This window comes from Mesorhizobium sp. P2_B5 (assembly GCF_056404775.1).
In genome coordinates, this window is sequence record NZ_JBFUDJ010000005.1 from 276249 (window position 1) to 302845 (window position 26597).

The 26597-nt window shown below is 63.6% G+C and carries 24 protein-coding genes and 1 other RNA gene; 17 read left to right on the forward strand and 8 right to left on the reverse strand.

Going from position 1 to position 26597, the window contains the following annotated elements; translation table 11 throughout:
* Nucleotides 1–130 precede the first annotated feature (130 nt).
* Nucleotides 131–790, reverse strand: coding sequence for a c-type cytochrome (locus AC1D1N_RS19190; RefSeq protein WP_112560688.1), 660 nt, complete (start codon nt 788–790; stop codon nt 131–133).
* Between the two features lie 191 nt (nt 791–981).
* On the opposite strand from AC1D1N_RS19190, the gene AC1D1N_RS19195 reads away from it, so the two are divergent.
* Together AC1D1N_RS19195 and AC1D1N_RS19200 are read left to right on the forward strand one after the other, a co-directional pair.
* The gene (locus AC1D1N_RS19195; protein WP_477350391.1) at nt 982–1710 is read left to right on the forward strand and encodes a 3-deoxy-manno-octulosonate cytidylyltransferase; all 729 of its coding nucleotides are present in this window, start codon (nt 982–984) and stop codon (nt 1708–1710) included.
* 9 nt (nt 1711–1719) lie between these two features.
* Complete coding sequence (locus tag AC1D1N_RS19200; protein ID WP_436257922.1) at nt 1720–2583, forward strand: prephenate dehydratase; 864 nt, start codon at nt 1720–1722, stop codon at nt 2581–2583.
* Here the strand turns inward: AC1D1N_RS19200 and AC1D1N_RS19205 are convergent.
* The 3 genes from AC1D1N_RS19205 to AC1D1N_RS19215 are packed head-to-tail and all read right to left on the reverse strand — an operon-like array spanning nt 2580 to nt 4305.
* Nucleotides 2580–2885: a Dabb family protein gene (locus AC1D1N_RS19205; protein WP_436257923.1), complete on the reverse strand. Its 306-nt coding sequence runs from the start codon at nt 2883–2885 to the stop codon at nt 2580–2582. The genes AC1D1N_RS19200 and AC1D1N_RS19205 overlap by 4 nt on opposite strands.
* A gap of 21 nt (nt 2886–2906) precedes the next feature.
* The gene (gene nudC / locus AC1D1N_RS19210) at nt 2907–3848 is read right to left on the reverse strand and encodes an NAD(+) diphosphatase (protein WP_436257924.1); all 942 of its coding nucleotides are present in this window, start codon (nt 3846–3848) and stop codon (nt 2907–2909) included.
* 37 nt (nt 3849–3885) lie between these two features.
* The gene (locus tag AC1D1N_RS19215) at nt 3886–4305 is read right to left on the reverse strand and encodes an HIT domain-containing protein (RefSeq protein ID WP_112560693.1); all 420 of its coding nucleotides are present in this window, start codon (nt 4303–4305) and stop codon (nt 3886–3888) included.
* Between the two features lie 158 nt (nt 4306–4463).
* On the opposite strand from AC1D1N_RS19215, the gene ffs reads away from it, so the two are divergent.
* The 11 genes from ffs to AC1D1N_RS19270 all read left to right on the forward strand — a co-directional run bounded on the left by ffs (nt 4464) and on the right by AC1D1N_RS19270 (nt 15669).
* Nucleotides 4464–4560: signal recognition particle sRNA small type (ffs, locus tag AC1D1N_RS19220), an RNA gene on the forward strand.
* A gap of 105 nt (nt 4561–4665) precedes the next feature.
* Nucleotides 4666–6483: a DNA polymerase III subunit gamma/tau gene (locus AC1D1N_RS19225; RefSeq protein WP_436257925.1), complete on the forward strand. Its 1818-nt coding sequence runs from the start codon at nt 4666–4668 to the stop codon at nt 6481–6483.
* 30 nt (nt 6484–6513) lie between these two features.
* Nucleotides 6514–6837: a YbaB/EbfC family nucleoid-associated protein gene (locus tag AC1D1N_RS19230; RefSeq protein ID WP_112560695.1), complete on the forward strand. Its 324-nt coding sequence runs from the start codon at nt 6514–6516 to the stop codon at nt 6835–6837.
* A 216-nt stretch (nt 6838–7053) separates the two neighbouring features.
* Complete coding sequence (locus tag AC1D1N_RS19235; RefSeq protein WP_436257926.1) at nt 7054–8022, forward strand: cell wall hydrolase; 969 nt, start codon at nt 7054–7056, stop codon at nt 8020–8022.
* Between the two features lie 97 nt (nt 8023–8119).
* Nucleotides 8120–8725, forward strand: coding sequence for a recombination mediator RecR (gene recR, locus AC1D1N_RS19240; protein WP_192249870.1), 606 nt, complete (start codon nt 8120–8122; stop codon nt 8723–8725).
* Nucleotides 8726–8904: 179 nt separating this feature from the next.
* On the forward strand, nt 8905–10182 hold the full coding sequence (locus AC1D1N_RS19245; protein WP_477350395.1) for a lytic murein transglycosylase: 1278 nt from the start codon (nt 8905–8907) through the stop codon (nt 10180–10182).
* A 261-nt stretch (nt 10183–10443) separates the two neighbouring features.
* Nucleotides 10444–12081, forward strand: a complete 1638-nt coding sequence (locus AC1D1N_RS19250; protein ID WP_477350397.1) for an ABC transporter substrate-binding protein — start codon at nt 10444–10446, stop codon at nt 12079–12081.
* Nucleotides 12082–12099: 18 nt separating this feature from the next.
* Nucleotides 12100–13167, forward strand: a complete 1068-nt coding sequence (locus AC1D1N_RS19255; protein ID WP_436257929.1) for an ABC transporter permease — start codon at nt 12100–12102, stop codon at nt 13165–13167.
* Entirely contained in the window at nt 13164–14084 is a 921-nt protein-coding gene (nikC, locus tag AC1D1N_RS19260) for a nickel transporter permease (protein ID WP_352555365.1), read from the forward strand. Before AC1D1N_RS19255 ends, nikC begins: the two co-directional genes overlap by 4 nt.
* On the forward strand, nt 14081–14926 hold the full coding sequence (locus AC1D1N_RS19265; protein WP_436257930.1) for an ABC transporter ATP-binding protein: 846 nt from the start codon (nt 14081–14083) through the stop codon (nt 14924–14926). The genes nikC and AC1D1N_RS19265 overlap by 4 nt, the downstream gene beginning before the upstream one ends.
* Nucleotides 14923–15669 (forward strand): ABC transporter ATP-binding protein, encoded by a 747-nt coding sequence (locus AC1D1N_RS19270; RefSeq protein ID WP_436257931.1) that lies wholly within the window; start codon nt 14923–14925, stop codon nt 15667–15669. The genes AC1D1N_RS19265 and AC1D1N_RS19270 overlap by 4 nt, the downstream gene beginning before the upstream one ends.
* Before the next feature lie 234 nt (nt 15670–15903).
* Here AC1D1N_RS19270 and AC1D1N_RS19275 read toward each other — a convergent pair whose 3' ends face one another.
* The 3 genes from AC1D1N_RS19275 to AC1D1N_RS19285 are packed head-to-tail and all read right to left on the reverse strand — an operon-like array spanning nt 15904 to nt 21184.
* Nucleotides 15904–18975 carry an efflux RND transporter permease subunit gene (locus AC1D1N_RS19275; protein WP_477350399.1) on the reverse strand — a complete coding sequence of 1024 codons (3072 nt, stop codon included), beginning with the start codon at nt 18973–18975 and terminating at the stop codon, nt 15904–15906.
* Entirely contained in the window at nt 18972–20057 is a 1086-nt protein-coding gene (locus AC1D1N_RS19280) for an efflux RND transporter periplasmic adaptor subunit (protein WP_436257933.1), read from the reverse strand. Before AC1D1N_RS19280 ends, AC1D1N_RS19275 begins: the two co-directional genes overlap by 4 nt.
* The gene (locus AC1D1N_RS19285) at nt 20054–21184 is read right to left on the reverse strand and encodes an efflux RND transporter periplasmic adaptor subunit (RefSeq protein ID WP_477350401.1); all 1131 of its coding nucleotides are present in this window, start codon (nt 21182–21184) and stop codon (nt 20054–20056) included. The genes AC1D1N_RS19280 and AC1D1N_RS19285 overlap by 4 nt, the downstream gene beginning before the upstream one ends.
* A 256-nt stretch (nt 21185–21440) precedes the next feature.
* Here AC1D1N_RS19285 and AC1D1N_RS19290 point away from each other — a divergent pair, with 256 nt between their 5' ends.
* Nucleotides 21441–22718 (forward strand): 4-aminobutyrate--2-oxoglutarate transaminase, encoded by a 1278-nt coding sequence (locus tag AC1D1N_RS19290; protein WP_142868528.1) that lies wholly within the window; start codon nt 21441–21443, stop codon nt 22716–22718.
* A 15-nt stretch (nt 22719–22733) separates the two neighbouring features.
* Here AC1D1N_RS19290 and AC1D1N_RS19295 read toward each other — a convergent pair whose 3' ends face one another.
* Nucleotides 22734–23987 (reverse strand): NAD(P)/FAD-dependent oxidoreductase, encoded by a 1254-nt coding sequence (locus AC1D1N_RS19295; RefSeq protein ID WP_477350403.1) that lies wholly within the window; start codon nt 23985–23987, stop codon nt 22734–22736.
* 494 nt (nt 23988–24481) lie between these two features.
* On the opposite strand from AC1D1N_RS19295, the gene AC1D1N_RS19300 reads away from it, so the two are divergent.
* Genes AC1D1N_RS19300 through bfr form a run of 3 tightly spaced genes read left to right on the forward strand, consistent with a single transcriptional unit; the run spans nt 24482 to nt 26594 of the window.
* Nucleotides 24482–25774, forward strand: coding sequence for an imelysin family protein (locus AC1D1N_RS19300; protein WP_352587124.1), 1293 nt, complete (start codon nt 24482–24484; stop codon nt 25772–25774).
* A gap of 60 nt (nt 25775–25834) precedes the next feature.
* Entirely contained in the window at nt 25835–26143 is a 309-nt protein-coding gene (locus AC1D1N_RS19305) for a (2Fe-2S)-binding protein (RefSeq protein ID WP_477350405.1), read from the forward strand.
* Complete coding sequence (gene bfr, locus AC1D1N_RS19310; protein ID WP_142868533.1) at nt 26109–26594, forward strand: bacterioferritin; 486 nt, start codon at nt 26109–26111, stop codon at nt 26592–26594. Before AC1D1N_RS19305 ends, bfr begins: the two co-directional genes overlap by 35 nt.
* The last annotated feature ends 3 nt before the right edge of the window (nt 26595–26597 follow it).

A 26597-nucleotide genomic window follows, 5' to 3' on the forward strand; every position in this document is an offset into this window, starting at 1 on the left:
TGGCAATCCTAGATGATTTGACGCCGGTGAAAACCGCCATGCGCCGGCTTTGTCGCCGCATATGCGATTTTCCTAACAGAAAAGCCGGGCTGAACCCGGCTTTTCTGAGGTCATCGAGATGACAACTCGGTTATTTGGCAGGCGCCGGAGCCGGTGCTGCGGGAGCGGCACCTTCAGCCGGCTTCGCCGGAGCGGCACCCTCGGCGGGCTTGGCCGGCGCCGTTGCGTCAGCGGCTGCACCGGGGGTCGGCAGCGGCTTCGGGCTGTCCGACAGCGTGCGCAGATAGGCGATGACGTTGGCGCGGTCCTCGTCCTTCGGCAGGCCGGCAAAGCCCATCGCCGTACCCTTCACGAACTTCTTCGGCGAGGTGATGAAGTGGTTGAGGTTGTCATAGGTCCACTTCTCGGCGCCGCCTTTGGAAAAGTCCTTCATGCCGGCCGAATAGCCAAAACCTTCATGCTCGGCGACGGGGCGGTCGACGATGTCCCAGAGGTCCGGGCCGACCTTGTTCGGGCCGCCCTTTTCGCCGGAATGGCAGGCCTGGCATTTCTTGAACACGGCAGCGCCCTGCTCGACATTGGCGCTGGCCAGAAGATCGGCGATCGGCTTGGCCTCTACGGCAGGTCCGGCGCCACCACCTTCAGCCGGCTCGGTCGCCTCGATGGCGTAGCCGGGCTTTTCCGGCGCCGGCGAAGCAAACAGCGCGTCAGATACCAGGCCGACCGAGAAAACGACGAAACAAGTTCCGAGCAATCCGGCGAGCAGCTTGTTGACTTCGTTGGAATCCATGCGCCCCTTGCTCCCTTTTCCGGCGGACCGATCGTCCACTCCGTCCGTCGGTATCGTGACCAGCCCCGTCGAGCCGGTCAAATCGGGCGGAAACTAGGTCTTTTGCTCCAGCGTTGCAACACCTATAAGGGCGCTTCCAGTGAGACCTTTTGCCACTTTTCCCATTGTCTTTTCAAACGCCAGCAGCCCCAATGTCCACGCTCATCCTGATCCCGGCCCGCATGGCCTCGACGCGCCTGCCGGGCAAGCCGCTGGCCGATATACAAGGCGCGCCGATGATCGTGCATGTCGCCCGCCGCGCCGCCGAGGCCGGGCTTGGCCGGGTGGTGGTGGCAACCGACACGCAAAGCGTTGCCGAAGCGGTGCGTGGGCACGGTTTCGAGGCAGTGATGACGCGGGTCGACCATGAATCCGGCTCCGACCGCATTTTCGAGGCGCTGACCGCGCTCGATCCCGGCCGCAAGGTCGAAACCATCGTCAATGTGCAGGGCGACCTGCCGACCATCGATCCCGAAATCATTGGGGCGGCGCTGCGGCCTTTCGAGGACCCTGCGGTCGACATCGCCACGCTCGGCGTCGAGATTGTCCGCGACGAGGAAAAGACCAATCCCAACGTCGTCAAGATCGTCGGTTCGCCACTGTCGGCGACGCGGCTCAAGGCGCTCTATTTCACCCGCGCCACCGCGCCCTGGGGCGAGGGGCCGCTCTATCACCATGTTGGCCTCTACGCTTATCGCCGCGCAGCGCTCGAGCGCTTCGTCGCGCTGAAACCGTCGCCGCTGGAACGGCGCGAGCGGCTGGAGCAGCTGCGGGCACTGGAGGCCGGCATGCGCATCGACGCCGAGATCGTGCAATCGCTGCCGCTTGGCGTCGACACGCCGGAAGACCTCGAACGCGCCAGAACCATCCTTTCAATCTGAGACATCGGCATGCCTGAAAAGACCAACAGAATATCCTTCCAGGGCGAGCCCGGTGCCAATTCCGACACCGCCAGCCGCAACATGTTCCCGTCGATGGAGCCGTTGCCGTGCCCGACCTTCGAGGATGCCTTCAACGCGGTCGAGACCAACAAGGCCGACCTTGCCATGATCCCGATCGAAAACACCATCGCCGGCCGCGTCGCCGACATCCACCATCTGTTGCCGGAATCGAAACTGCACATCGTCGGCGAGTATTTCCTGCCGATCCATTTCCAGCTGATGGTGCTGCCGGGCGTCAAGCGCGAAGAGATCAAGACGGTGCACAGCCACATCCATGCGCTGGGGCAGTGCCGCAAATACATCCGCAAGAACGGCTGGAAGCCGGTGGTCGCGGGCGACACGGCGGGTTCGGCCAAGCTGGTTTCCGAGCTCAAGGACCGCACCATGGCCTCGCTCGCGCCCGCACTTGCCGCGGAGCTCTATGGCCTCGACATCATCGAGAAGAATGTCGAGGACACCGACTCGAACGTCACCCGTTTTGTCGTGCTGACCAAGAACAAGCAGTGGGCCCAGCGGCCCTCGGCCGACACCAAAATGATGACGACCTTCATCTTCCGCGTCCGCAACGTGCCGGCCGCGCTCTACAAGGCGATGGGGGGCTTCGCCACCAACGGCATCAACATGACCAAGCTGGAGAGCTACCAGCTGGGCGCTTTCACGGCGACGCTGTTTTATGCCGACATCGAGGGCCATCCCGACGATCCGCGGGTCAAGCTGGCGCTCGACGAACTGCGCTTCTTCTCGCGTGAAGTGCGCATCCTGGGTGTCTATCCCGCGAGCGAGTCGCGCGAGCAGTGGAAGGTCGCGGACTAGACCAAAAGTGCCAGCGGCACGTAGTCGATTTCCATGAAGGTCGCGACTTCCGGCACCCAGCGGTCGCGCACGAAGGCGACATGGTTGGGATGCTCATTGTATCTGGTGTAGGCCGCCTGATCCGCGAACTCCATCGAGAAGCCGAAGTGATAGTCGTTCTTGGGACTGACCTGCCGCAGCGGCTCGAAATGGGCAACGCCCTTGATCGCGCCGAGAATGCGCTTGGCGTCGGAGAGGAACCTTTTTTCCTCCAACGAGTACTGTGGGTGCTTCAGGGTGAAAACCACGGTGTGACGGATCATTTCTTGCTCCCGTTATCCATACTATTCGCTGTCGACCCAGGCGCGGATCAAATGATGCGCGATGGCGCCTTTCGGCGGCGTCACCAGATTGTCCTTGTGCGTCCTCTCCAGCATAGAGCGCACCTCGTCGCGGAAAAACCAGCGGCAGTCTTCCAACTCGTTCAGGTCGGCCTGGATGTCCTCGTTGAGCGGTTCGCCGAAACAGCCGATCATCAGTGAATAGGGGAACGGCCAGGGCTGGCTGGCGTGATAGACGACGCGGCCGAGCCTTATGCCGGCTTCCTCCAGCGTCTCGCGGCGCACCGCCGCCTCGATCGTCTCGCCCGGCTCGATGAAGCCGGCAAGCGCCGAATACATTCCCGGCCCGAAATGCCGGCCACGGCCGAGCAGGCATTTCTCCCGTGTCGCCGTCAGCATGATCGCCACCGGATCGGTGCGCGGAAAATGCTCGGTGCCGCAGTTGGGGCAGTGTCGCTTGTAGCCGCCGGCACGCATTTCGGATTCATGGCCGCATTTGCTGCAGAAGCGATGGCTGGCATGCCAGGCAAGCAGCGCCGCCCCTTGCGCCAGTGCGCCCGCCGCCGCTTCATCGATCAGCCCCTGCATGTAGACCGAGCGATAGTCGATGGCCTTGATGGTCTCCGGCAGCCGTTCAGGATCGAGGCCGACCGGCACGGCAAGCACCGGATTGCTCTCGGCAAAGCCGAGCAGCACGCCTTGCGCGAAGGACGGCTGCAGCAACTCGCTGCCGGCGACATCGAACCAAGGGTCGAAGTTGCCGTCGCTGAGTTTCAGATAAAGCCGGCCACCATGCATCGGCAAAAGCCGTGCCGTCGGGTCGGCCAGCGCCTTTTCGACGGAATCATCGGCGCGGGTCTCGGATTGCCGGTCGATCGTGTTGCCGGCAAAACCGACAAACTGGCTCGGCTCGCGCAAGGGCGCGTCAAACAGGCGAAAGGTCATGGAGGCTCGAAGGTTCAGGGATGGACACGAGCGCAGTTTATAGCGCCGCCTTTATCTGTTGCGCAAACCGGCGGATTTCGGAGCGTTGATAGGGTTCGCGCATGCCGTGCCCCCATACCGGACCCGGCCAGCCCGGATCGCCTTCCGACCGGGCGATGACATGGACATGCAGTTGCCGCACGATGTTGCCGAGCGCGCCGGTGTTGATCTTGGTGCAGCCAGTGGTTCTTTTCAGCGCCTGCGCCACCATATTGGTCTCGAAGGTCAGCATCGCCTGGTCGAGCGGCGTCATGTCGTGGATTTCCTCGATGCCGGGCCGCTGCGGTACCAGGACCAGCCATGGCCAGCGGCGGTCGTTCATCACTCTGAGTTCGCACAGGCCGAGCCACATCAACTGCTCGCTGTCCGCCTCCAGCCTGGAGTCGAGCGTGAATCCGGCCTTGAGGCCCGGCAGCATTGGCGTTTCCCTTGCGTTTCTCGCATTATTTCCCAAACTCATGAACGCTAGAGCGGCTGCACGGGGGCTGCAAGCGATTCATTGAGGGGCGGAGCTCAAGGGCGTCCGATTCTCATGCACCCTTGCATTTCATCGCGCAATTGCCGATATGGAACGCGGGAGGTTGGTGGTGGACGATCCACTCGCCAACCGGGTCAGGTCCGGAAGGAAGCAGCCCTAACGAGCCCGGAACGGGTCATTGTTCCAGCCTCCCACCTCATCGGCCCCTCTCGCGACATTGACGACGCATTGCAGCGCGGGCGAGACTATTAGCAGGAATCGGCCACCTCGGACGCGGCCTTTTTGGAGCTTTACGGGCGAATGAGCGAAGCCGGAAATTCGGGCCCAGAAAACCTGGATAAGCAAAAGGCCGCCGCCTATCGTGTGCTGGCGCGCAAATACCGTCCGTCGAATTTCTCCGAACTGATCGGCCAGGAGCCGATGGTCCGCACCCTGACCAACGCTTTCTCCACCGGCCGCATCGCCCAAGCCTGGATGCTGACCGGCGTGCGCGGCGTCGGCAAGACGACCACGGCGCGTATCCTGGCGCGGGCGCTCAACTACAAGACGCCGACAGTCGACCAGCCATCGGTCGACCTTGCCGTCTTGGGCGAGCATTGCCAGGCGATCATGGAAGGCCGCCATGTCGACGTCATCGAGATGGACGCCGCCTCCCACACCGGCATCGACGACATCAGGGACATCATCGAGCGCGTGCGCTACGCCCCGGTATCGGCGCGCTACAAGGTCTACATCATCGACGAAGTGCATATGCTCTCCACCCAGGCCTTCAACGGCTTGTTGAAGACGCTGGAAGAGCCGCCGCCGCACGTCAAATTCATCTTCGCCACCACCGAAATCCGCAAGGTGCCGATCACCGTCCTGTCGCGCTGCCAGCGCTTCGATTTGAGGCGCATCGACGCCGGCGCGCTGGTCGCGCATCTGTCGTCCATTGCCGGCAAGGAAGGCATATCGGTCGACGACGACGCGCTGGCGATGATCGCGCGCGCCGCCGAAGGCTCGGCCCGCGATTCGCTGTCCATCCTCGACCAGGCGATCGCCCATGGCGGCGGCGCCGTCAGTGCTGAGGCGGTGCGCGCCATGTTGGGGCTCGCCGATCGCGCCCGCATCGTCGACCTGTTCGAACATGTGATGAAGGGCGATGTCGCCGCTGCGCTCGCCGAATTCCGCAACCAGTACGACACCGGCGCCGACCCGGCCGCGGTGCTCACCGATCTGGCCGAATTCAACCATCTCGTCACCCGGCTGCGCTTCGTACCGACCGCCGCCGACGATGCCTCCCTGTCCGAGGACGAGCGCCGGCGCGGCGCCGAATTCGCGAGCACGCTGTCGGTCAAGGTGTTGTCGCGGACCTGGCAGATGCTTTTGAAAGGCATCCCAGAGGTGCAGTCTTCCAACCGCCCAGTCAGCGCTGGCGAAATGGTGCTGATCCGGCTGGCGCATGCCGCCGACCTGCCAACCCTGGACGAGGCCCTGAAATCGCTGGAGAGCGGCGCTTCCGTCTCGAGTGGCACGCCGCGTCCGAACGGTGCGCCGACGAGCCCAGGCAATGGCGGCGGCGCAAGTGCCGTGGCCCAGACGCGGATGCCGTCGCCCGGCAGCGGCGCGCAGACGATGCGCCTGGTCGAGCCCGAACCGCTGCCGGCCAGCTTCGTTGCGCCCCCGGAGCCGGTCGTTGAGACGCCGCCGGTGCCGGTGAAGTCGTTGGCCGACATCGTCGCCCTTGCCGACCAGCAGCGCGACATGGCCTTCAAGGTACAGGTCAAGCGCTGTGTGCGCCTGGTGCGCATCGAACCCGGCCGCATCGACGTCAGCCTGACCGACGATGCGCCGAAAATGCTGCTCAACGAGTTGACTGCCAAGCTGCGCGCCTGGACCGGCCGCAACTGGCTGGTGTCGCTGTCGAAGGAAGAAGGCGGCCAGACGCTGGCCGAGATGGAATCGACCAAGCGCGAGACCGCTTTCTCCGATGCGAAAAGCGACCCGACAGTCGCCGCCATCCTGGCGCGCTTTCCCGGCGCCAAGATCATCGACGTGCGCATTCCCGACGCGCCGGACGTCGACACGGACAAGGCCGAAGTGCCGGTCGAGCCACCGGCCGACGACGACGAAACCTGACCACAGCACGAATCCGCAAAGGACCCGACCATGAAAGATCTTCTCGGCCTGATGGGCAAGGCGAAGGAAATGCAGGCCAAGTTCCAGGCCATGCAAGACGAGATCGCCACGCTTGAAGCAAGTGGGCAGGCCGGCGGCGGCCTAGTCAGCGTCACGCTGACCGGCAAGTTCGAAATGAAGTCGCTGAAGATCGACCCGTCCCTGTTCAAGGAGGACGATGTCGAGATCCTCGAAGACCTGCTTCTGGCCGCCCACAATGACGCCAAAAATAAGGTCGAGCAGATCATGCAGGAGAAGACCAAGGCGCTGACGGCAGGCTTGCCGATCCCGCCCGGAATGAAATTGCCGTTCTGAGCCGGCTTCACCAGTTAATTGATTATGAACGGAAATCGGCTGCAGGGGCTATTGTTAAGACTTTCCCCGGCTTTGCTCACGCGGACATATCCGGGCATTTATAAAGTTTTACCTATGCTGCACGAATGCTAATCCTTTAGCCATCTTTTTGCCTTTAAGAGTCTCATTCTTGCCACATCCTGGGACGGGCGGCATCTGGAAAATGAGGCACTTTTGTTGATCGCGACGCGATGGAAGACGCCGCTGTTGCTCGGCATCATCTTCTCCCCCTTGTTCCTGGCGGGTTGCAGCCAGACCACGTCTTCTCACGGCATGTCGGTCGCCAGCCTGACCGACGCCATAACCCCCAGCTTCCTCTCAACGCGCGCCTACCGCAACACGCCGAAGGAGAAGGAATGCCTTGAGCGGGCAATGTTCTTCGAGTCCAACCGGTCGAGTCGCGACGGCATGATCGCCGTCGGCACGGTGGTGATGAACCGGCTGCGCTCCGGCAATCATGGCAGCACCATTTGCCAGGTGGTGGGCGAACCGGGCCAGTTCGCGCCCGGCGTGATGACGCGGCCGATGAATTCCAAGGCGATGCCCGATGTCGAGGAAGCCGCCGAGGCGGTGCTCAAGGGCGAGCGAAAGGCCAAGCTGAAGAACACGATGTACTTCCACACAGCCGGCCTGAAGTTCCCCTACAAGAACATGCACTACACCATGGTTGCCGGCGGCAACGCCTTCTACGAGAAGCGCGGCCGCAACTGGCAGCCGCTGCCGGATGAACCCACGACCATGGTTGCCTCCGCGACATCGCGTGCGCCTATGCCTGAAGCGCCGGTGCAGGTGGCTTACGCCGAGCCGGTGGTGAAAACGATCGTCCGTCCGGACCCCGCCAAGCAGGCTGCGGCAGTTCGCGCGGCCAAGGCTAGCCAGGCCCCGGTCGAGCAGACCTATGTGACGGCTGCTGTGGCGCCCGCCAAGGGCGCCCGCGTCGCCACCAAGCAGACGGAAGTGGCGATGCAGGAGCCGATGGCCGAGCCCGATGCCTCGCGGTTCGGTGGCACGCTGAACGCCCGCTACATCACCTCGGTACCTTCGGCGACGCAGGAAGCGTCGATGGGCTTCCAGTCGACGCCCGAGAACACCGACGCCATCGGCGCGATGATTGCCGACCAGACCCGGCCAGCGTCAGCCTACTAAGGTCCGCAGCATTTTCAGAGCCCGCAATGGCAGCATGGCGGGCTCTGTGCGTTTGGTGCATGTTTCAAAGCGCGCCGAAAAATCCTAGATCAGTGCGATGTCCAAGCGAATCGCCGGTCCCGAGATCGAACGCCTGATCCAGCTCCTGGCCAAGGTGCCGGGGCTCGGGCCGCGTTCGGCGCGGCGCGCGGCACTGCACCTCATCAAGAAGAAGGAGCAGCTTTTGTCGCCGCTCGCCGCCGCCATGGCCGAGGCGGCCGACAAGGTGCGCATCTGCACGACCTGCGGCAATGTCGACACAGCAGATCCCTGCATGATTTGCACCGATCCGCGCCGCGATGCCTCAACGCTGATCGTCGTCGAGGATGTATCGGATCTCTGGGCGCTGGAGCGGGCAGCGGCGATGAACGTGCGCTACCACGTGCTCGGCGGCACGCTGTCGCCCCTCGACGGCATCGGCCCCGAACAACTCAACATCCGCTCGCTGGTCGACCGCGTTGCCGGCGGCGAGGTGAAGGAGGTGATCCTCGCCGTCAACGCCACTGTCGAGGGCCAGACGACGGCGCACTATCTGACCGACCAGCTCTCGGGTTTCGAGGTCAAGGTGACCAGGCTCGCGCATGGCGTGCCGGTTGGCGGCGAGCTGGATTATCTCGATGAGGGTACACTGGCCGCCGCGTTGCGATCGCGGACGGCGTTTTGACGCAATTGGCGGGAAAAGTGGCCTCTGAGATGACAGCATTCCCGCCCACCCCCCTCTGTCCTGCCGGACATCTCCCCCGCAAGGGGGGAGATCAGATGTCATCGCAGCTTTCGCCAATCACCCACGTTGCAAGAAGACCGTCGCCAATGAAGCTGCCAATCTCCCCCCTTGCGGGGGAGATGTCCGGCAGGACAGAGGGGGGTGTGAAGGAACGCAAACCTCTCAGATTGGCCCTACTTTTATTTTTCACAGCCCTCGCCGCTCTCCTCCTCATCTCCCCCGCCCCCGCCGCCAAAATCGACGACCAGTTCCGCGCCTGGCTGCAGACCGACCTTTGGCCCGAAGCAAAAGCCAAAGGCATCTCCAAAGCCACCTTCGATGCCGCCTTCGAGGGCGTGAAGCCCAACCTCAAATTGCCTGACCTCGTCCTGCCCGGAGAAAAGCCCAAAACCCCGCAAAAGCAGCATCAGGCCGAGTTCGGCTCGCCTGGCGCCTATTTCGCCGAAAAGACGGTGCGCGCCGTCACCGCTGGCGGCCGTACGCGCGAGGCGACCAACGCCAGGACGCTGGCCGCCATCGAGAAACGTTACGGCGTGCCGGGTGAAGTGCTGTTGGCGATTTGGGGCCGCGAGACCGGATTCGGCGCCGCGAAAATGCCTTACGACGCGTTCGAGGTGCTGGGCACCAAGGCGTTCATGTCGACCAAAAAAGACTTCTTCCGCACTGAAGTGCTGGCCGCACTCGAAATCGTCGAGCGCGGTCTGGCGCCGGTCGGCGCCATGAAATCGTCATGGGCCGGCGCGCTCGGCCAGCCGCAATTCATGCCGACCTCGTTCCTGAAGCATGCCGTCGATTTCGACGGTGACGGGCGCCCCGACATCTGGAATTCGACGCCTGATGTGCTGGCCTCGATCGCCAACTATCTCGTCCACTACGGCTGGGTGAAAGGCCGCGGATGGGGTTTCGAGGTGACGGTGCCGGAGAGCGTCTCCTGCTCGCTCGAAGGTCCCGACCAGGGCAAAAGGGTTTCGGACTGGGCTGCGATGGGCATCAGCCGTGTCGGCGGCAAAGCGTTTCCGGCCAGCGAATTGAAGGCCGAAGGTTTTCTCTTGATGCCGGCCGGGCGCAGCGGTCCAGCCTTCATCGCAACGCCCAATTTCTACGTGTTGAAACAGTACAACACCAGCGACCTCTACGCCCTGTTCATCGGCCATGGCGCCGACCGCATCGCCCATGGCGACGCTGACTTCGCCGGCAGCTGGGGTCCGGTCGGTGGGCTGCACCGCTCCGACATCGCCGCCCTGCAGCGGGCGCTGGAGGCAAAGGGCTATGATGTCGGCAGCGCCGACGGCTTGCCCGGCTTCAAGACCCGCCGCTCGATCGGCAGTTGGCAGAAAAAGAACGGCCGCGCCCCCACCTGCTTCCCCGACGCTGAATTGGTCGACGCGATCAAGTAGCACAGAGAAGAGCAGATTCTGCCCCGTCGGAGGCTGCAATTGGCCGGCCATGCTTCGACAACCGTCGCGCATTCCGCTCCAATATGCCGGCTCATAAAATGCCCGTTGCCGGTTGGAGGGCTGCCGGATAGGGTGTTGACCAACTGGACAAAAACCAACACGGTAAGGGGTGAACGGCCGTCCTACGACCGCGAAAAAGAACGCTGCAGCCCTGAGCCGGGATCTCGGGGTCAACAATCAACAAAACAGGGAATAATCACCATGATGATGGAAAAGTTTGCTCTACGCTCTCGCGCCTTGCTCGCAGGAGCCGCGCTGTCCGCGCTGCTTGTGGCGCCAGCCTTCGCCGTGACGCCTGCCGACACGCTGGTCGAAGGTTTCGCCATCGACGACATCATCTCCATGGATCCGGGCGAAGCGTTCGAACTGTCGACCGCCGAGGTTACCGGCAACACCTATGACCTGCTGGTCCGCCTCGATCTCAGCGACACCTCCAAGGTCAAGGGCGATCTCGCCGAAAGCTGGACCGTCTCCGACGATGGCCTGGTCTATACGTTCAAGCTGAAGCCCGGCCTGAAATTCGCCTCCGGCAATCCGATCACCGCGGCCGACGTCGCCTATTCGTTCGAGCGCGCCGTCAAGCTGGACAAGAGCCCGGCCTTCATCATCGGCCAGTTCGGCATCAGTGGCGACAACGTCACCGACAAGGCCAAGGCTGTCGACGAAACCACCTTTCAGTTCACCGTCGACAAGGCCTACGCGCCGAGCTTCGTCTTGAACTGCCTGTCGGCAACAGTTGCTTCGGTGGTCGACGCCAAGCTGGTCAAGGAACATGTCGCTGCGGCCACACCGAGCGCCGACTACAAATGGGACAATGACTTCGGCAATGCCTGGTTGAAGACCGGCTATGCCGGCTCCGGCGTCTTCAAGCTGCGCGAATGGCGCGCCAACGAGGCAGTTGTTCTGGAGCGCAACGACAATTATTATGGCGAAAAGGCCAAGCTTGCCCGCGTCATCTATCGCAACATGAAGGAAAGCTCGGCCCAGCGTCTGGCGCTCGAAGCCGGCGACATCGACGTCGCCCGCAACCTCGAGCCGAATGATCTCGACGCCATCGGCAAGAACGCCGACATCACCACGACCAGCGCGCCAAAGGGCACGGTCTATTACATCAGCCTCAACCAGAAGAACCCGAACCTCGCCAAGCCCGAGGTACGTCAGGCGTTCAAATATCTGGTCGACTACGATGCGCTGAGCACGACCATCCTCAAGGGCATCGGCGAAATCCACCAGTCCTTCCTGCCCAAGGGTGACCTCGGCGCCGTCGACGACAATCCCTTCAAGCTCGACGTCGCCAAGGCCAAGGAACTGCTGGCCAAGGCCGGCCTGCCAGACGGTTTCAGCGTCACCATGGACGTACGCACGGGACAGCCGACCACAGGTATGGCGGAATCGATCCAGCAGACGCTGGGCCAGGCCGGCATCAAGCTGGAGATCATCCCCGGCGACGGCAAGCAGACGCTGACCAAGTACCGCGCCCGCAACCATGACATCTATATCGGCAATTGGGGCCAGGATTACTTCGATCCGAACTCCAATGCCCAGACCTTTGCGTCGAACCCCGACAATTCGGATGCCGGCAAGTCGCGCACGCTCGCCTGGCGCAACTCCTGGGATATTCCGGAACTCACCAAGGAAACGGAAGCGGCTCTGCTCGAGAAGGATGCCGGCAAGCGCGCTGACATGTACAAGGATCTGCAGCAGAAGATCCTCGACACCAGCCCGTTCGTGATCATTCACCAGCAGCTCGAAGTGGCTGGCCTGCGCAAGAACCTCAAGGGCTTCGCGCTCGGCCCGAGCTTCGATAGCAACTTCGTCGGTCCGGTCTCCAAGGAATAGCGCCGGCGGACGCGCCGCATGAGCGCAGCTGAAAACGAAGTGGCGGCGGGGCGCGGCAGCGCTCGCGCCGTCGCTGTCGCATCATTCATCGGCCGCTTCCTGGTCATCGCGATCACGACCTATCTCGGTCTGCTCGCGGTGACCTTCTTCATCGGCCGTGTCATCCCGATCGACCCGGTGCTGGCGGTGTTGGGCGACCGGGCGCCTCTCAATGTCGTTGAGCGAACGCGCCGCGAGATGGGGCTCGACCTGCCGTTGGTCGAGCAGTTCTACCTCTATGTGAAGGCTGCGCTGAACGGCGATTTCGGCACGTCGGTGCTGACCACCAATCCGGTCATGACCGACATCCGTCGTGCCTTTCCAGCAACCATCGAACTGGCGACTTTGGGAACTCTGATTGGCTCGGTCATCGGCGTGCCGCTTGGCGTGCTGGCGGCGGTCAAACGTGGCAGCCTGATCGACCAGATCGTGCGTATAATCGGCCTGATCGGCTATTCCGTCCCGATCTTCTGGCTCGGCCTTCTGGCGCTGGTCCTGTTCTACGCCAAGCTGCAATGGGTCGCCTTCCCGGCGCGGCTCGACGTTGTCTACGAATACACCTTCACACCGATCACCGGCTTCTATCTTCTCGATGCCGCGATGCAGGGGCAGTGGGATGTATTCTATGACGCCTACCGCCACATCATCCTGCCGGCAGGGCTGCTCGGTTATTTCTCGCTTGCCTATATCAGCCGCATGACGCGCTCCTTCATGCTGAACGAGCTGTCGCAGGAATACATCGTCGCCGCACGCGCCAAGGGCCTGTCGGAAACGCGCATCATCTGGGGCCATGCGCTGCGCAACGCCGCGGTGCCGATGGTCACGGTGATCGCGCTCTCGTACGCCGGGCTGCTCGAAGGTTCGGTGCTGACCGAGACCGTGTTCTCCTGGCCCGGCATTGGCCTCTACATCACCAATTCACTGCAGAACGCCGACATGAACGCCGTGCTTGGCGGCACCATCGTCATCGGTTCGGTGTTCATCGGCATCAATCTCCTGTCCGACCTTCTCTACAAGCTGCTCGACCCGAGGACCAAGACAGGATGAGTATCGCGACCGTCCAGACCCGTCGTGACTGGCTGCTCAGCGAGCGGCCGGCCTCGCGCGTGCAGGCAAGGCTCGGCCGTGCCTATGTCGCCTGGCGGCGCTTTTCCGCCAACCGGCTGGCATTTCTTGGCCTGCTGATCATCATCGCCTTGCTGGTGGTCGCTGCCTTCGCCGACGTGCTGGCGCCCTATTCCCCGACCGTCGGCGATTTGAAGAACGCGCGGCTTTTAGCGCCGAGCAGCGCGCATTGGTTTGGCACCGACGATCTCGGCCGCGATATCTATTCTCGCATTCTCTACGGCTCGCGCTGGACGCTCTATGTCGTCATCCTCGTCGCCATCATCGCAGCCCCCATCGGCCTTTTGGTCGGCACCGTCGCTGGCTATGCCGGCGGCTGGACCGATGCCATTCTGATGCGCATCACCGATATCTTTCTTGCCTTCCCCAAGCTGATCCTGGCGCTGGCCTTTGTCGCAGCACTTGGTCCCGGCATCGAAAACGCCGTACTCGCCATCGCCATCACCTCCTGGCCGCCTTACGCCCGAATTGCCCGTGCCGAAACGATGACGGTTCGCAACTCGGATTACATCAAGGCGGTGCAGTTGATGGGTGCCTCGCCGTTCCGCATCGTGCTGCGTCACATCATGCCGCTCTGCATCTCCTCGCTGATCATCCGGGTGACGCTCGACATGGCCGGCATCATCCTCACCGCCGCCGGCCTCGGCTTCCTCGGCCTCGGCGCGCAGCCGCCGCTGCCGGAATGGGGCACCATGATCGCGTCCGGCCGCCGCTTCGTGCTCGATCAGTGGTGGGTTGCCGGCGCGCCGGGCTTCGCCATCCTGATCGTCAGCCTCGGCTTCAACCTGCTCGGCGACGGCCTGCGCGACGCGCTCGATCCAAGGAGCGGAGACCAATGAGCGCTGTGAAGGGCACGCTTCTCGATGTCGACGATCTGCGTGTCGATTTCCCAACTCGCACCGGCCTCATCCAGGCGGTGCGCGGCGTCTCCTTCTCGCTCGGCCGCGAGCGACTGGGCATTGTCGGCGAGAGCGGTTCCGGCAAGTCGCAGACCGGCCGCGCCATCATGGGGCTGACGCCGCCGCAGGCGCGTGTGTCGGCAAAGACGCTCGCCTTCGACGGCGCCGACCTTCTGGCCATGCCGGCCCGCCAGCGTCGGGCGCTGCGGGGTAAGCGCATTGCCATGATCCTGCAGGATCCAAAATATTCGCTCGACCCGGTGATGAGCATCGGCCGTCAGATCGTCGAAACGCTGCGCACCCACGAGATGGTCTCAAAGGCCGAGGCGCGCGAGCGGGCGCTGGCCATGCTCGAAGCGGTGCAGATACGCGACCCGGCGCGCGTCTTTGACCTGCATCCGCACGAGGTCTCCGGCGGCATGGGGCAGCGCGCCATGATCGCCATGATGCTGATCGCCGGGCCGGAACTGATGATCGCCGATGAGCCGACCTCGGCGCTCGACGTCACCGTGCAGCTTGACGTGCTCGGCATCCTCGACCGCCTGGTCAGCGAGCGTGGCATGGGCCTGATCTTCATCTCGCATGATCTGCGGCTGGTAGCCTCCTTCTGCGACCGGGTGATTGTCATGTATGCCGGCAAGGTGGTCGAACAGCTCAAGGCCTCGGAATTGCGCGACGCCCAACATCCCTACACGCGCGGCCTGCTCAACTGCATGCCCAGGATCGGCTACGAACGCCATCCGCTGCCGGTGCTCGACCGCAAGCCGGAGTGGGCGGCATGACGCCAGCCATTTCCATTGACGGGCTGGAGGTGGTGTTCGACCGTTTTCGCGCGCTGAAGGGTGTCAGCCTTGAAGTGAAGTCCGGCGATTCCTTCGGTCTGGTCGGCGAGAGCGGCTCCGGCAAATCGACGCTGCTGAAAGCCATCGCTGGCCTGGTGCCGGCCAAATCCGGCACCATCACCGTCAACGGCAAGACATTGGGACTGCGCCGCGACAAGGCCTTCTACCGCGAGGTGCAGATGGTCTTTCAGGACCCGTATGGCTCGCTGCATCCGCGCCAGACCGTCGATCGCCTGCTGCAGGAGCCGCTCGCCATTCATGGTTTTGCCGATGGCGAAAAGCGTATCCAGCAGGCGCTGGACGAGGTCGGCCTCGGCAACGGTTTTCGCTTCCGCTACGCGCACCAGCTGTCCGGCGGCCAGCGCCAGCGCGTCGCCATTGCCCGCGCGCTCATCCTCGAGCCCTCGATCCTGTTGCTCGACGAGCCGACCTCGGCGCTCGACGCCTCGGTGCAGGCCGAAGTGCTCAACCTTCTGGAAGAGGTTCGCCGGCGGCGCAAGCTGACCTTCCTGATGGTCAGCCACGACCTCGCCATCATCACCCATATGTGCGAGCGGCTGATGGTGATGCAGAGCGGCGAGGCGGTAGAGAATCTCACCGCGAGCCAGCTGATCGGGCACCGGGTGGAGAAGGATTACACGCGCAATCTGTTGAGGGCGAGCGAGGGGTTTGTGCGCGGGTAGTGCGAAAGGTCGCGATCCGTCGCACCCCCTCTGTCCTGCCGGACATCTCCCCCGCAAGGGGGGAGATCGGATCCCGCGAATGGTTTCGCCAATTTCCAACGTTGCAAGATATGCGATACGGCGGAAGCTGCTGATCTCCCTCCTTGCGGGGGAGATGGCCGGCAGGCCAGAGGGGGGTGGGCGGGAACTCGGCGATCGAACTTTGCTCAGGCCGCTCCGCCTTCCGTTACCGTCTCACCCGTGTCCAAGCTCGCCCCTCTCCGCTTCCTTCGGCTCCTTGATCCGGAACCACGTCACGTACAGCGCCGGCAGGAACAGCAGCGTGATCGCCGTGCCGGCGATGATGCCGCCCATCATGGCGTAGGCCATCGGCCCCCAGAACACTTCGCGCGCGATCGGGATCAGCGCCAGGCTCGCCGCCGCCGCCGTCAGCGCGATCGGGCGCATGCGGTGCTCGGTAGCCTCGATCACCGCCGCCCAGCGGTCCTTGCCCTCGGCGACGAGGTCTTCGATCTGCACGATCAGGATGACCGAGTTGCGGATCAGGATGCCGATCAGCGCCAGCACGCCGAGAATGGCGACGAAGCCCAGCGGCGCGCCGCTCGGCACCAGGGCCGCGACCACGCCGATCAGGCCGAGCGGCGCCACCGCCACCACCAGGAACAGGCGCTGGAAGCTTTGCAGCTGGATCATCAGGATGGTCGCCATGACGAACAGCATCAGCGGCACGACGGCGGCGATCGGTCCCTGGCTTTTGGCGCTTTCCTCGACCGAGCCCGCGGTGGCGACCGAATAGCCCGGCGGCAGCTTGGCGATGAAGGCGTCGACCGACGGCTTCAATTCGTTGACGACGGTTGCCGGCAGCACATCGCCGACCAGCCCAGCGCGCACGGTGATCGTTGGAATGCGGTTGCGCCGCCACACCGTGGGCTGTTCGAGGTCGTAGCGGAAATTGGCCACCGCCGCGAGCGGGATCGCCTCGCCGTTTCCAGTCGGCAGCTGCATGTTATGCAGCGTGTCGATCGAGCCGCGTTCGGCCTCGCGCGAGCGGGCGATGACGTTGATCAGATAGGTGGCGTCGCGCACCTGGGTGATGGTGGCGCCGCCGACCGTGCTGTTCAGCGCGCTGGCGATGTCGGAGGAGGTGATGCCGAGCTGACGCGCCTTGTCCTGCAGCACGTCGACCCTCAGCACGCGCTGCGGCTCATTCCAGTCGAAAGTCGGCGCCGCCAGCTTCGTATTGACCGAGATCAGGCCGGAAAATTGCTGCGCCAGATCGCGCACCGTCTGGATGTCGGGTCCGCCGACGCGGTACTGCACCGGGCGCCCGACCGGCGGCCCGAGTTCAAGCGGCTTGACGAAGGCATCGGTGCCGACGAATTCCTCGCGCAGCAGCTTCTCCAGCACCGGTTTGACCCGGTTGCGCGCCTCGATGCTCTTGGTGACGATGACGGTCTGGCCGAAATAGGGATTGGCCGGCTGCACGTCGAAGGCAAGCAGGAAGCGCACCGCGCCCTGGCCGATATAGGACGAGAAATGGTCGACGTCGGGATTGCCGGCCAGCGCCCGGCCTTCGAAGCGCTCGATCTGGTCGCGCGTCTCGGTGACCGACGAGTTCTGCGGCAGGTTCCAGTCGACAATCAGCTCAGGCCGGTCCGAAGGCGGGAAGAACTGCTGCTGGACGAGGCCGAAGCCGGCTATCGAGCCGGCAAACAACAACACCGTGACGAAGATAGTTAGCCAGTGGTGGCGCACCGAGCCCACCAGCACGCGCCGGAACAGGCTGGTGAAACGTCCGGGCTGTTCATGCTTCTGCTTCATCGTCGCAGGCAGGATGGTGACGCCCAACAGCGGCGCAAACAGCACTGCCACGATCCATGACACCAAAAGCGAGACCGCGATAACGACGAACAGTGTAAACGTGTATTCGCCGGCGGCGCTGTTGTTGAGGCCGATCGGGATGAAGCCGGCGACCGTCACCAGCGTGCCGGTAAGCATCGGAAAGGCGGTCGATGTGTAGACATAGGTCGCCGCCTTGCGCAGATTGTCGCCGACCTCCAGCCGCGCCACCATCATCTCGACCGCAATCATGGCGTCGTCGACCAGCAGCCCGAGTGCGATGATCAGCGCGCCCAGCGAAATGCGCTGCAGCGAGATGCCGAGATAGGCCATGACCGTGAAGGTGATGGCCAGCACCAGCGGGATAGACAGCGCCACGACGAAGCCGGCGCGCATGCCGAGGCTGATGAAGGACACGGCAAGCACGATGGCGACGGCCTCGGCCAGCGCCCGGGTAAAGCCCGAAACGGCTTCCTCCACGATCACCGGCTGGTCGGCGACCAGATGCACGCCGACGCCGACCGGCAGGTCGGCCAGCACCTCGTCCATTTTCTGCTCGAGTGCGGCGCCGAATTCGAGCAGATTGGCGTTGGGCTTCATGCCAATGGCAAGCCCGATCGCGTCCTGGCCGTTGAAGCGGAATAGCGCCGTCGGCGGGTCGGCATAGCCGCGTCGGATCGTCGCCACATCGCTCAGCCGAAAGAAGCGGTCGTTGACGCGCAGATTGATGCCGCGCAGGCTCTCCTCGGAGGTGAACTGGCCGCCGACCCGCACGCTGACGCGCTCGGGTCCGGATTCGACGACGCCCGACGGCGTGATGGCGTTCTGCGCTTGCAGGCTGGCCACGATCGCCTGCTGGTTGAGGCCGAGGGCTGCGATCTGGCGGGTCGAGAATTCGAGATAGATGGCTTCGTCCTGGGCGCCGACCAGATCGACCTTGCCGGCATTGGGCACAGTCAGGATCTGGGTCCTGACATCCTCGACATAGTCGCGCAACTGGCGCGGCGTCAGCCCGTCCGAGGTGAAGGCGTAGATATTGCCGAAGACGTCGCCGAAGCGGTCGTTGAAGAACGGCCCCTGCACGCCTTGCGGAAATTGGGGCGCGATGTCGTTGACCATGTTGCGCACCTGGGTCCAGTTCGACACGACATCGCGCGCCTTGGTGGTGTCCTTCAGGTTGACGAAGATGACGGTCTTGCCGGCGGTGGTGACCGAGCGGGTGAAGTCGAGGCTGTCCAGTTCCTCGAGCTTCTTTTCGATGCGGTCGGTGACCTGCCGCACCGTCTCGTTGACCGAGGCGCCCGGCCAATTGGCCTGGACGATCATGGTCTTGATGGTGAAGTTCGGATCTTCCTCGCGGCCGAGATTGAGGTAAGCGAAGATGCCGGCGACGACGAAGACCAGCATGAAGTACCAGACCAGCGAGCGGTGGTTGAGCGCCCAGTCGGAGAGGTTGAACCCCTTCATGACGCCCCTCCTTGTGGAATCTTGACCTTCTGGCCGTCCACCAGGCTGTGGACGCCGGCGGTGACGACGCGCATCCCGGCCTCAAGTCCTTCGGCGACGATGAAGCTGGCGGCGCCCTTCGAGGCGATCTTGATGTCGCGCGTCGAGACGCTCGACGTCTTTTCATCGACGATCCAGACCTTGTCGCCGCCATTCTTCTGCAGCAGCGCCGACAGCGGCAGCTCGATCGTCGGCGCCACCTTAGCCACCCGTGTCGCCGTCACCGTCGAGCCGAGCCGGAAGGCCTGCGGCGGATCGGTGAGCGTCAGCTTGACGCGGCGGCTGCGGGTCGAACTATCGGCTTGCGGCGCGATCTCGCGCAGCGTGGCCTTGGTCTGGATCGACGGCAGCGATTGCAGGATGACCTCGAACGACGTGCCGACAGCCAGGTCGCCGATCAATTGGTCGGGAATGTCGACCACCGCTTCGCGCAAATCCGAGCGCGCCACGGTGACGATGGTCTGGCCCGCCGAAACCGTCTGGCCGACCTCGGCGCCGGTGGCGGTGACGACGCCGTCGAAGTCCGAGAACAGCCTGGCATAGCCAAGCTGCTCCTGCGATTTGGCAAGCGCTGCCTTGGCCCGCTCGACGCCGGCTTCGGCCGCTTGCCTGGCCTGCTGCGCGGCATCGAAGACGGCCTGCGAGGTGTTGGCCGCGGCGAGCAACTGGCGCTGGCGGTCCTCGCTGGCGGCGGCGTTGGCGAATTGCGCCTCGGTATTGGAGAGTTCGGCCTTTGCAGCCTGTACGGCAAGCTCGAGCGCCGTCGGATCGAGCGTGGCGATCGTCGTGCCCTTGCTGACGATATCGCCGACCTTGACGTCGCGCGAGACGACGCGGCCGAGCAGGCGGAAGGCGAGGTCGGCGCTGACCTGCGGCTCGATGGAGCCGGCGAAGCCGAAGGTCCGCGTCGTCTGCGGCTCGATCACCATCGACAGCACCGGCCGGATGATCTCTGGCGGCTTTTCCTCCGACTTCGAACAGGCAGTGAGTGTCGCCAGTGCAACCAGGGCAGGTACAAAAGGCAGGATACGCAGCCGCCTCATTGTGCTGCTCCCGATATCTCGACCGCCTGTCCGGGGCTGAGCAACTGGCCACCGGCGGTGACGACGCTTTGTCCGGCCTCCAGCCCCTTGTCGACGACGACCACGCCGGAATCGAAGGCCAGCACATTGACCAAGGCTGTCGCCACCGCCTTGGTCGAGGGATCGACAATCCAGACAGCCGGCTTGCCCTCGATCGAGGTCAGCGCCTGCCAGGGCAGGATGACGGCTTTCGCCGGTCTGGCGTTGACCGAGCCGATGACGGTGGCGCCGAGCGGCATGCCTTCCGGCGTGTCGGCAATGCCGACCTTGACCCGGACCGACCCCGAAGCCGGATCGACCGCCGGGGAGACTTCGCGCACCTTGCCCAAGGCCTTCACCTGCGGGTCGGCCAGCAGCGTGATCGTCACCGTGGGCGATGGCGCCGTTTTGGCGACCAGCGTTTCCTGGACATTGAACACCGCATCGCGGTCACCGTCCTCGGCGACGGTGAAGACCGTCTGTGCCGCCTGCACCACTTGCCCGGCTTCGACCTGCCGAGCGGTGATGACGCCGGCAGCGCCCGCCTTGAGCTCGGTGAAGGACAGGTTCTCCCTGGCGTTGGAAAGCGCGCTCTGCGCCTGATCGACACTGCCTTGCGCCACCTTCTGCGCCTGGTCGGCCGCATCATAGTCCCGCCTGGTTGTAAAACCCTGGGCAAGCAGGGTTTTCTGCCGTTCGAAGGTGGCGGCCGCCTGGGTCAGTTGCGCCTGAGCGGCATCGAGATCGGCCTGCGCCGAGCGCAAATCGGATTCCTGTTCTTGCGGATCGATGCGGGCAAGCACGGCGTCCTTGTCGACATGCTGGCCGACATCGACGAGCCGTTCGGCGACGCGACCACCGACACGGAACGACAGATTGTTCAGCGTGCGCGCCGCGATCACTCCGGTCAGCGAGGTCCGCGGCGCATAATCGGCCATGGCCACCGTCTTGGTGCGCACCATGATCGGCAGTTTCTTGGCCGCCGCCTCCTGCTTCTGGCAGCCGGCTAGAATGAACGGCGCGATCGCACAGGCGAAGAGGATGGGAGAAAACGAAAAAAGGCCTGAGGCGGGGGGCTGCGGGGCGGACGATGTCGCGTTTCTGCTCATAGGGTCCCTCACCGATCCGGCACGCTCATGACGGGTGAGCTGTCACAGACACCGGGAGGATAGTCGATCCCAAGGAAAAGGAAACCGATCTCGTACGCGTATCGGTCAGCGGGTTAGGACCTGTCGACGTGCCGCGCACCGACGGCAGGCCCAATCGCCGGGCGACGGTGCCGACTTGAGGAAAACGTGAAATAAGGCCAGAACAGGCTTGAGACCTGTCAAGCAAGGGCGGGCGCCAGCCCGACGAGGGATGACCATGAAGAACGCAGCCATTTCCGAACGCAAGAACCAGTCAATTTCGCGCGGTGTCGGCATGACGACGCAGATCTATGCCGACCGCGCTGAGAATTCGGAGATCTGGGACGTCGAAGGCCGCCGCTACATCGATTTCTCCTCCGGCATCGCCGTCGTCAACACCGGCCATCGCCACCCCAAGGTGATCGAGGCGGTCAAGGCGCAGCTCGACCGCTTCACCCACACCTGCCACCAGGTGGTGCCCTATGAGAGCTATGTCAGGCTGGCCGAACGGCTGAACGCCATGCTGCCCGGCAAGTTCGAGAAGAAAACCATCTTCGTCACCACCGGCGCCGAGGCGGTCGAGAACGCCATCAAGATCGCCCGCAACGCCACCGGTCGCCAGGCCGTCATCGCCTTTGCGGGCGGCTTCCACGGCCGCACCTTCATGGGCATGGCGCTGACCGGCAAGGTCGTGCCCTACAAGGTCGGTTTCGGCGCCATGCCGGGCGACGTCTACCATGCGCCGTTCCCGGTGCCGCTACACGGCGTGTCGGTGGCGGATTCGCTTGCGGCACTCGACAGACTGTTCAAGGCCGATGTCGATCCGGCCCGCGTGGCCGCCATCATCATCGAGCCGGTGCAGGGCGAGGGCGGCTTCTATGACGCGCCGCGCGAGTTCCTGACGGCGCTGCGCAAACTCTGCGACCAGCACGGTATGCTGCTCATCGCCGACGAGGTGCAGACCGGCTTTGCCCGCACCGGCAAGATGTTTGCCATGGACCATCATGAAGTCGCGGCCGACATCACCACCATGGCCAAGAGCCTGGCCGGCGGCTTCCCGCTGGCGGCGGTCACCGGCCGCGCCGAAATCATGGATGCGCCCGGCCCCGGCGGCCTCGGCGGCACCTATGGCGGCAGCCCGATCGGTGTCGCTGCAGCACACGCCGTGCTCGACGTAATCGAGGACGAAAAGCTCTGCGACCGCGCCAACACGCTGGGCGCCAGGCTGAAGCAACGGCTGCAGGCGATCCGTGACGACGTGCCCGAGATTGTCGATATAAGGGGCCTCGGCTTCATGAACGCGGTCGAATTCAACGACGTCAAGAAAGGCCTGCCGTCGGCTGAGATCGCCAACGCCATTCGACTGAAGGCGCTCGACAAGGGCCTGATCCTGCTGACATGCGGCGTCTACGGCAACGTCATCCGCTTCCTGGCCCCGATCACCATCCAGGACAACGTCATGAACGAGGCGCTCGACATTCTGGAAAGCTCGATCCGCGAAGTCTGCGCTGCTTAGTCGATAGACATTGGGCTAGCCGGCAGCTCTGGCCGGCTCGTCCTGCTGGAAGGCGGCCAGCGCCGCCTTCAGCCCATCAGGGCCTTCCGCTACCGTCTGCGGCGTCGGCGAAAACCCGACGCCGAGCATCTTGCGGCCGAGCATATGGTCGCCGGGGCGATTGACCGATTCGATGCCGAGCAGCCGTTTGCCGGCATAATGGTAGATCGAGAACTTGTTATCGCCGAGGTCGCCCAGCACGACATGACTGTCGCCGCCCGACGTCAGCCCGACCATCTGCAACTTCATGTCGCCGATGTCCGACCAGAACCAAGGCACGGCCGAATAGCTGTCGGCGTGGCCGGTTATGGTGCGCGCGGCAAGCCGGGCCTGGTCGGTGGCGTTCTGCACCGATTCCAGCCGCACGTCGCCGCCGGTCGACCAGTGGCGATAGGAAGCGGCGTCGCCGATGGCGAGGATGTCAGGCACCGAGCAGCGCATCTGCTGGTCGACGCGGATGCCATTGGCGACAGTCAGCTCGGCGGCCTGCGCCAGTTCGACATTCGGCACCGCGCCGATGCCGACAATGACCATGCGTGCCGGCAGCCTTTCGCCGGTGGAAGTGAGGGCGGCTGAGACATGGCCGTTTTCGCCCTCCAGCCTGGCAATGGTGGTGCCGGTGAGGATGCGCACGCCCAGCGCCTCCAGCCGCTGGCGGACATGGCTCGCCACCACCGGCGCCACGGCGCGGCCGAGCAGCCGGTCGACGGCTTCGACCACGGTGACGTTGCGGCCGGCCACTCGCAGCGTCGCCGCAATTTCCAGCCCGATGAAGCCGCCGCCGAGAATGACTACATCGTCGCTCTGCGCACTGAGTTCGCGGATCAGCCGCGCATCGGCGATCGAGCGCAGCGACAGCACGCCCGAGAGGTCCCCGCCCGGCAGCGGCAGAAGCCGCGGCCGCGAACCGGTGGCCAGGATAAGGCGGCTGAAGGCAAGCGCGCCGCCGCCCACTATGTCCAGCCTGCGGTCTGCCGTATCGATGCGGTCGATTCGGATGCCCGGCCTGAAGTCGATGGTGCTGCCGGTGTAAAAAGCCTCGCCGCGCAATGGCTGCGCCTTGGCCTCGGCATCCTTGATGAAGGTCTTCGACAAAGGCGGCTTGTGGTAGGGCAGCTCGTTTTCGTCGCCGATCAGGATGACTGGTCCGTCATAGCCTTCCTCGCGCAGGCTGGCGGCCGCTTGCACGCCCGCATGACCCGCACCGACAATGACGACACCGTTCTTCATCGCAACCCGAATTCCTGTTTCAAATCTGGAGCATGATGCCGAAAAGTGTGAAGCGGTTTGCGGACGACATCATGCTCTCTGATTGTGAGCTGTTCCGCCAGATGGCGATTGTCTGCCGCCGTCGCAAGAGCCCGGGTCCGGGTCGCACCCGGAATGGTCGTCTGTCAATCTCGGTGTCTCTTACCAGGGCTGCTGGGGATACGATTTAAAGTTGATAGTCCTAGTTTAGAATAATTCTAAACTGTTGTTTCAATTGAATTTTCTGGGGTTCGCCAGTTGACTTCCAGCGCCGCCATCGCTTTATGGAGGCTCGCGCGTCAGCGCATCCCTTTGATGTTTGGGCCTTGAACCCGTTCGATTGGAGGCATTTGGTGTCTTTCTACCGTGAGCCGCGCAACGGCGCGGCATCCGTTGTGACCTATGGCATGCCTGTGTCCTGGCACCGTTTGGCACGCGCGCCTTTTAGCGAATTCCCTTTGAACTGGAGAATGATGATGACAGCACGATATGGCGGCAGGCTGGCTGCGATCGGTGCCACGGCAATGTTGACGGCGGCGGTTTTCATCCTGCCTGCCAAGGCGGCGGAGACCGACGCCAAGGCGGTCATCAAAACCTATTCCGACATCGCGCTGGCCAAGTACGAGGATTCGCTGACCACCGCGCAGGCGCTCGACAAGGCAGTCGACGCGCTGCTCGCCAATCCATCGGCCGACACGCTCAACGCCGCCCGCGATGCCTGGAAGGCGTCGCGCGTGCCTTACCAGCAGACCGAGGTATATCGCTTCGGCAACAAGATCGTCGACGACTGGGAAGGCAAGGTGAACTCCTGGCCGCTGGACGAAGGCCTGATCGATTATGTCGCCAAGAGCTATGGCACCGAGTCCGATGCCAACGCGCTCTACACCGCCAATGTGATCGCCAACAAGGAAATCGAGATCAACGGCAAGAAGGTTGACGCCTCGAAGCTGACGCCGGAGTTCCTCTCCGGCACGCTGCAGGAAGCCGGCGGCATCGAAGCCAATGTTGCGACCGGCTATCATGCCATCGAATTCCTGCTCTGGGGCCAGGATCTGCACGGCACCGGCCCGGGCGCCGGCGAGCGACCCTATACCGACTATGACCTCAAGAACTGCACCGGCGGCAATTGCGACCGCCGCGCGCAGTATCTGAAGTCGGCCAGCGATCTGCTGGTCTCCGACCTGCAGGAGATGGTCGGCAACTGGAAGGAAGACGGCGCCGCCCGCAAGAACCTCCTCGACGGCCAGCCGAACACCGCCATTTCGGTGATCTTCACCGGCATGGGCTCGCTGTCCTACGGCGAACTTGCCGGCGAGCGCATGAAACTCGGCCTGCTGCTGCACGATCCGGAAGAGGAGCACGACTGCTTCTCCGACAACACCTACAACTCGCATCTCTATGACGCGATCGGCATCCGCGCCGCCTACCTCGCCAGCTACGCGCGCCTTGACGGCACCGTCGTTTCGGGCCCGTCGGTGCACGATATGGTCAAGGCGGCCGATCCGGCGATCGACAAGGAACTGTCCGACAAGCTCGACGTCTCGGTCGCCAAGATGGAGGCGATCAAGGCGCGGGCTGTGGCCGGTGAGGCCTATGACCAGCAGATCGCCGAGGGCAACACCGAAGGCAACGCCACGGTGCAGGCGGCAATCGACGCGCTGGTCGACCAGACCAAGTCGATCGAACGCGCCGTTGGTGCCTTGAAGCTCAACGATATTGCTTTTGAGGGTTCCGACAGCCTTGATGCACCGGAGAAGGTGTTCAAGTAACACCCCAACCAACCACCAGCCAAACGGCGCGGAGGAGGCGCCGTCAGCCAGAGCCAATCCATGCTGATCTGCCATTGCAATATCATCACCGAAAAGGAGATTGAGCAGACGATCGTCGATCTGCTGGATCAGGATCCCTGGCAGCTCATCGTGCCGGCGAAAGTCTATCACACGATGCAAAAGCGCGGTCGCTGTTGCGGCTGCTTCCCAAATGTGGTCGAAACGATCATTCGGGTCACCGAAAATTACCACGCCCGCTCGGAGGCGAGCAGCGACATCGTTTCACATCTGGATCGCGTTAGAGGCCTGCGCGTCCAATACGGGAGCAGAACCCATGAAAGGCGAAAAGCAGATCATAGAGCGGCTTAACGAAGCTCTTTTCCTGGAGCTCGGCGCCGTCAATCAGTACTGGGTGCACTTCCGTCTGCTGGAGGACTGGGGGTACGCCAAGCTGGCAAAGAAGGAACGCGCCGAATCGATCGAGGAAATGCACCATGCCGATCGGCTGGTGGCCCGTATCATCTTCCTCGAAGGCCATCCCAATCTGCAGTCCGTGGCGCCTTTGCGCATCGGCCAGAATGTCAAGGAAGTGCTCGAATCCGATCTTGCCGGCGAGTATGACGCGCGCACCGCCTACAAGCGTTCGCGCGAGATCTGTGAAGAAGCAGGCGACTACGTGACGATGAAGCTGTTCGAGGAATTGCTGGCCGACGAGGAAGGTCATATCGACTTCCTCGAGACGCAGCTCGACCTGCTGGCCTCGATCGGCGAGGAAAAGTACGGCCAGCTCAACGCCGCATCGGCGGATGAGGCGGAATAGGAC

Coding starts and splice junctions, on each gene's coding strand:
- AC1D1N_RS19290 (WP_142868528.1), top strand. CDS start 21,441: ATGAAGAACGCAGCCATTTCCGAACGCAAGAACCAGTCAATTTCGCGC.
- recR (WP_192249870.1), top strand. CDS start 8,120: ATGTCCAAGCGAATCGCCGGTCCCGAGATCGAACGCCTGATCCAGCTC.
- AC1D1N_RS19285 (WP_477350401.1), bottom strand. CDS start 21,184: ATGAGCAGAAACGCGACATCGTCCGCCCCGCAGCCCCCCGCCTCAGGC.
- AC1D1N_RS19305 (WP_477350405.1), top strand. CDS start 25,835: ATGCTGATCTGCCATTGCAATATCATCACCGAAAAGGAGATTGAGCAG.
- AC1D1N_RS19230 (WP_112560695.1), top strand. CDS start 6,514: ATGAAAGATCTTCTCGGCCTGATGGGCAAGGCGAAGGAAATGCAGGCC.
- AC1D1N_RS19255 (WP_436257929.1), top strand. CDS start 12,100: ATGAGCGCAGCTGAAAACGAAGTGGCGGCGGGGCGCGGCAGCGCTCGC.
- AC1D1N_RS19225 (WP_436257925.1), top strand. CDS start 4,666: ATGAGCGAAGCCGGAAATTCGGGCCCAGAAAACCTGGATAAGCAAAAG.
- AC1D1N_RS19265 (WP_436257930.1), top strand. CDS start 14,081: ATGAGCGCTGTGAAGGGCACGCTTCTCGATGTCGACGATCTGCGTGTC.
- AC1D1N_RS19280 (WP_436257933.1), bottom strand. CDS start 20,057: ATGAGGCGGCTGCGTATCCTGCCTTTTGTACCTGCCCTGGTTGCACTG.
- AC1D1N_RS19300 (WP_352587124.1), top strand. CDS start 24,482: ATGACAGCACGATATGGCGGCAGGCTGGCTGCGATCGGTGCCACGGCA.
- AC1D1N_RS19275 (WP_477350399.1), bottom strand. CDS start 18,975: ATGAAGGGGTTCAACCTCTCCGACTGGGCGCTCAACCACCGCTCGCTG.
- AC1D1N_RS19190 (WP_112560688.1), bottom strand. CDS start 790: ATGGATTCCAACGAAGTCAACAAGCTGCTCGCCGGATTGCTCGGAACT.
- nikC (WP_352555365.1), top strand. CDS start 13,164: ATGAGTATCGCGACCGTCCAGACCCGTCGTGACTGGCTGCTCAGCGAG.
- nudC (WP_436257924.1), bottom strand. CDS start 3,848: ATGACCTTTCGCCTGTTTGACGCGCCCTTGCGCGAGCCGAGCCAGTTT.
- AC1D1N_RS19200 (WP_436257922.1), top strand. CDS start 1,720: ATGCCTGAAAAGACCAACAGAATATCCTTCCAGGGCGAGCCCGGTGCC.
- AC1D1N_RS19270 (WP_436257931.1), top strand. CDS start 14,923: ATGACGCCAGCCATTTCCATTGACGGGCTGGAGGTGGTGTTCGACCGT.
- AC1D1N_RS19215 (WP_112560693.1), bottom strand. CDS start 4,305: ATGCTGCCGGGCCTCAAGGCCGGATTCACGCTCGACTCCAGGCTGGAG.
- AC1D1N_RS19245 (WP_477350395.1), top strand. CDS start 8,905: ATGTCCGGCAGGACAGAGGGGGGTGTGAAGGAACGCAAACCTCTCAGA.
- AC1D1N_RS19195 (WP_477350391.1), top strand. CDS start 982: ATGTCCACGCTCATCCTGATCCCGGCCCGCATGGCCTCGACGCGCCTG.
- AC1D1N_RS19250 (WP_477350397.1), top strand. CDS start 10,444: ATGATGATGGAAAAGTTTGCTCTACGCTCTCGCGCCTTGCTCGCAGGA.
- AC1D1N_RS19205 (WP_436257923.1), bottom strand. CDS start 2,885: ATGATCCGTCACACCGTGGTTTTCACCCTGAAGCACCCACAGTACTCG.
- bfr (WP_142868533.1), top strand. CDS start 26,109: ATGAAAGGCGAAAAGCAGATCATAGAGCGGCTTAACGAAGCTCTTTTC.
- AC1D1N_RS19295 (WP_477350403.1), bottom strand. CDS start 23,987: ATGAAGAACGGTGTCGTCATTGTCGGTGCGGGTCATGCGGGCGTGCAA.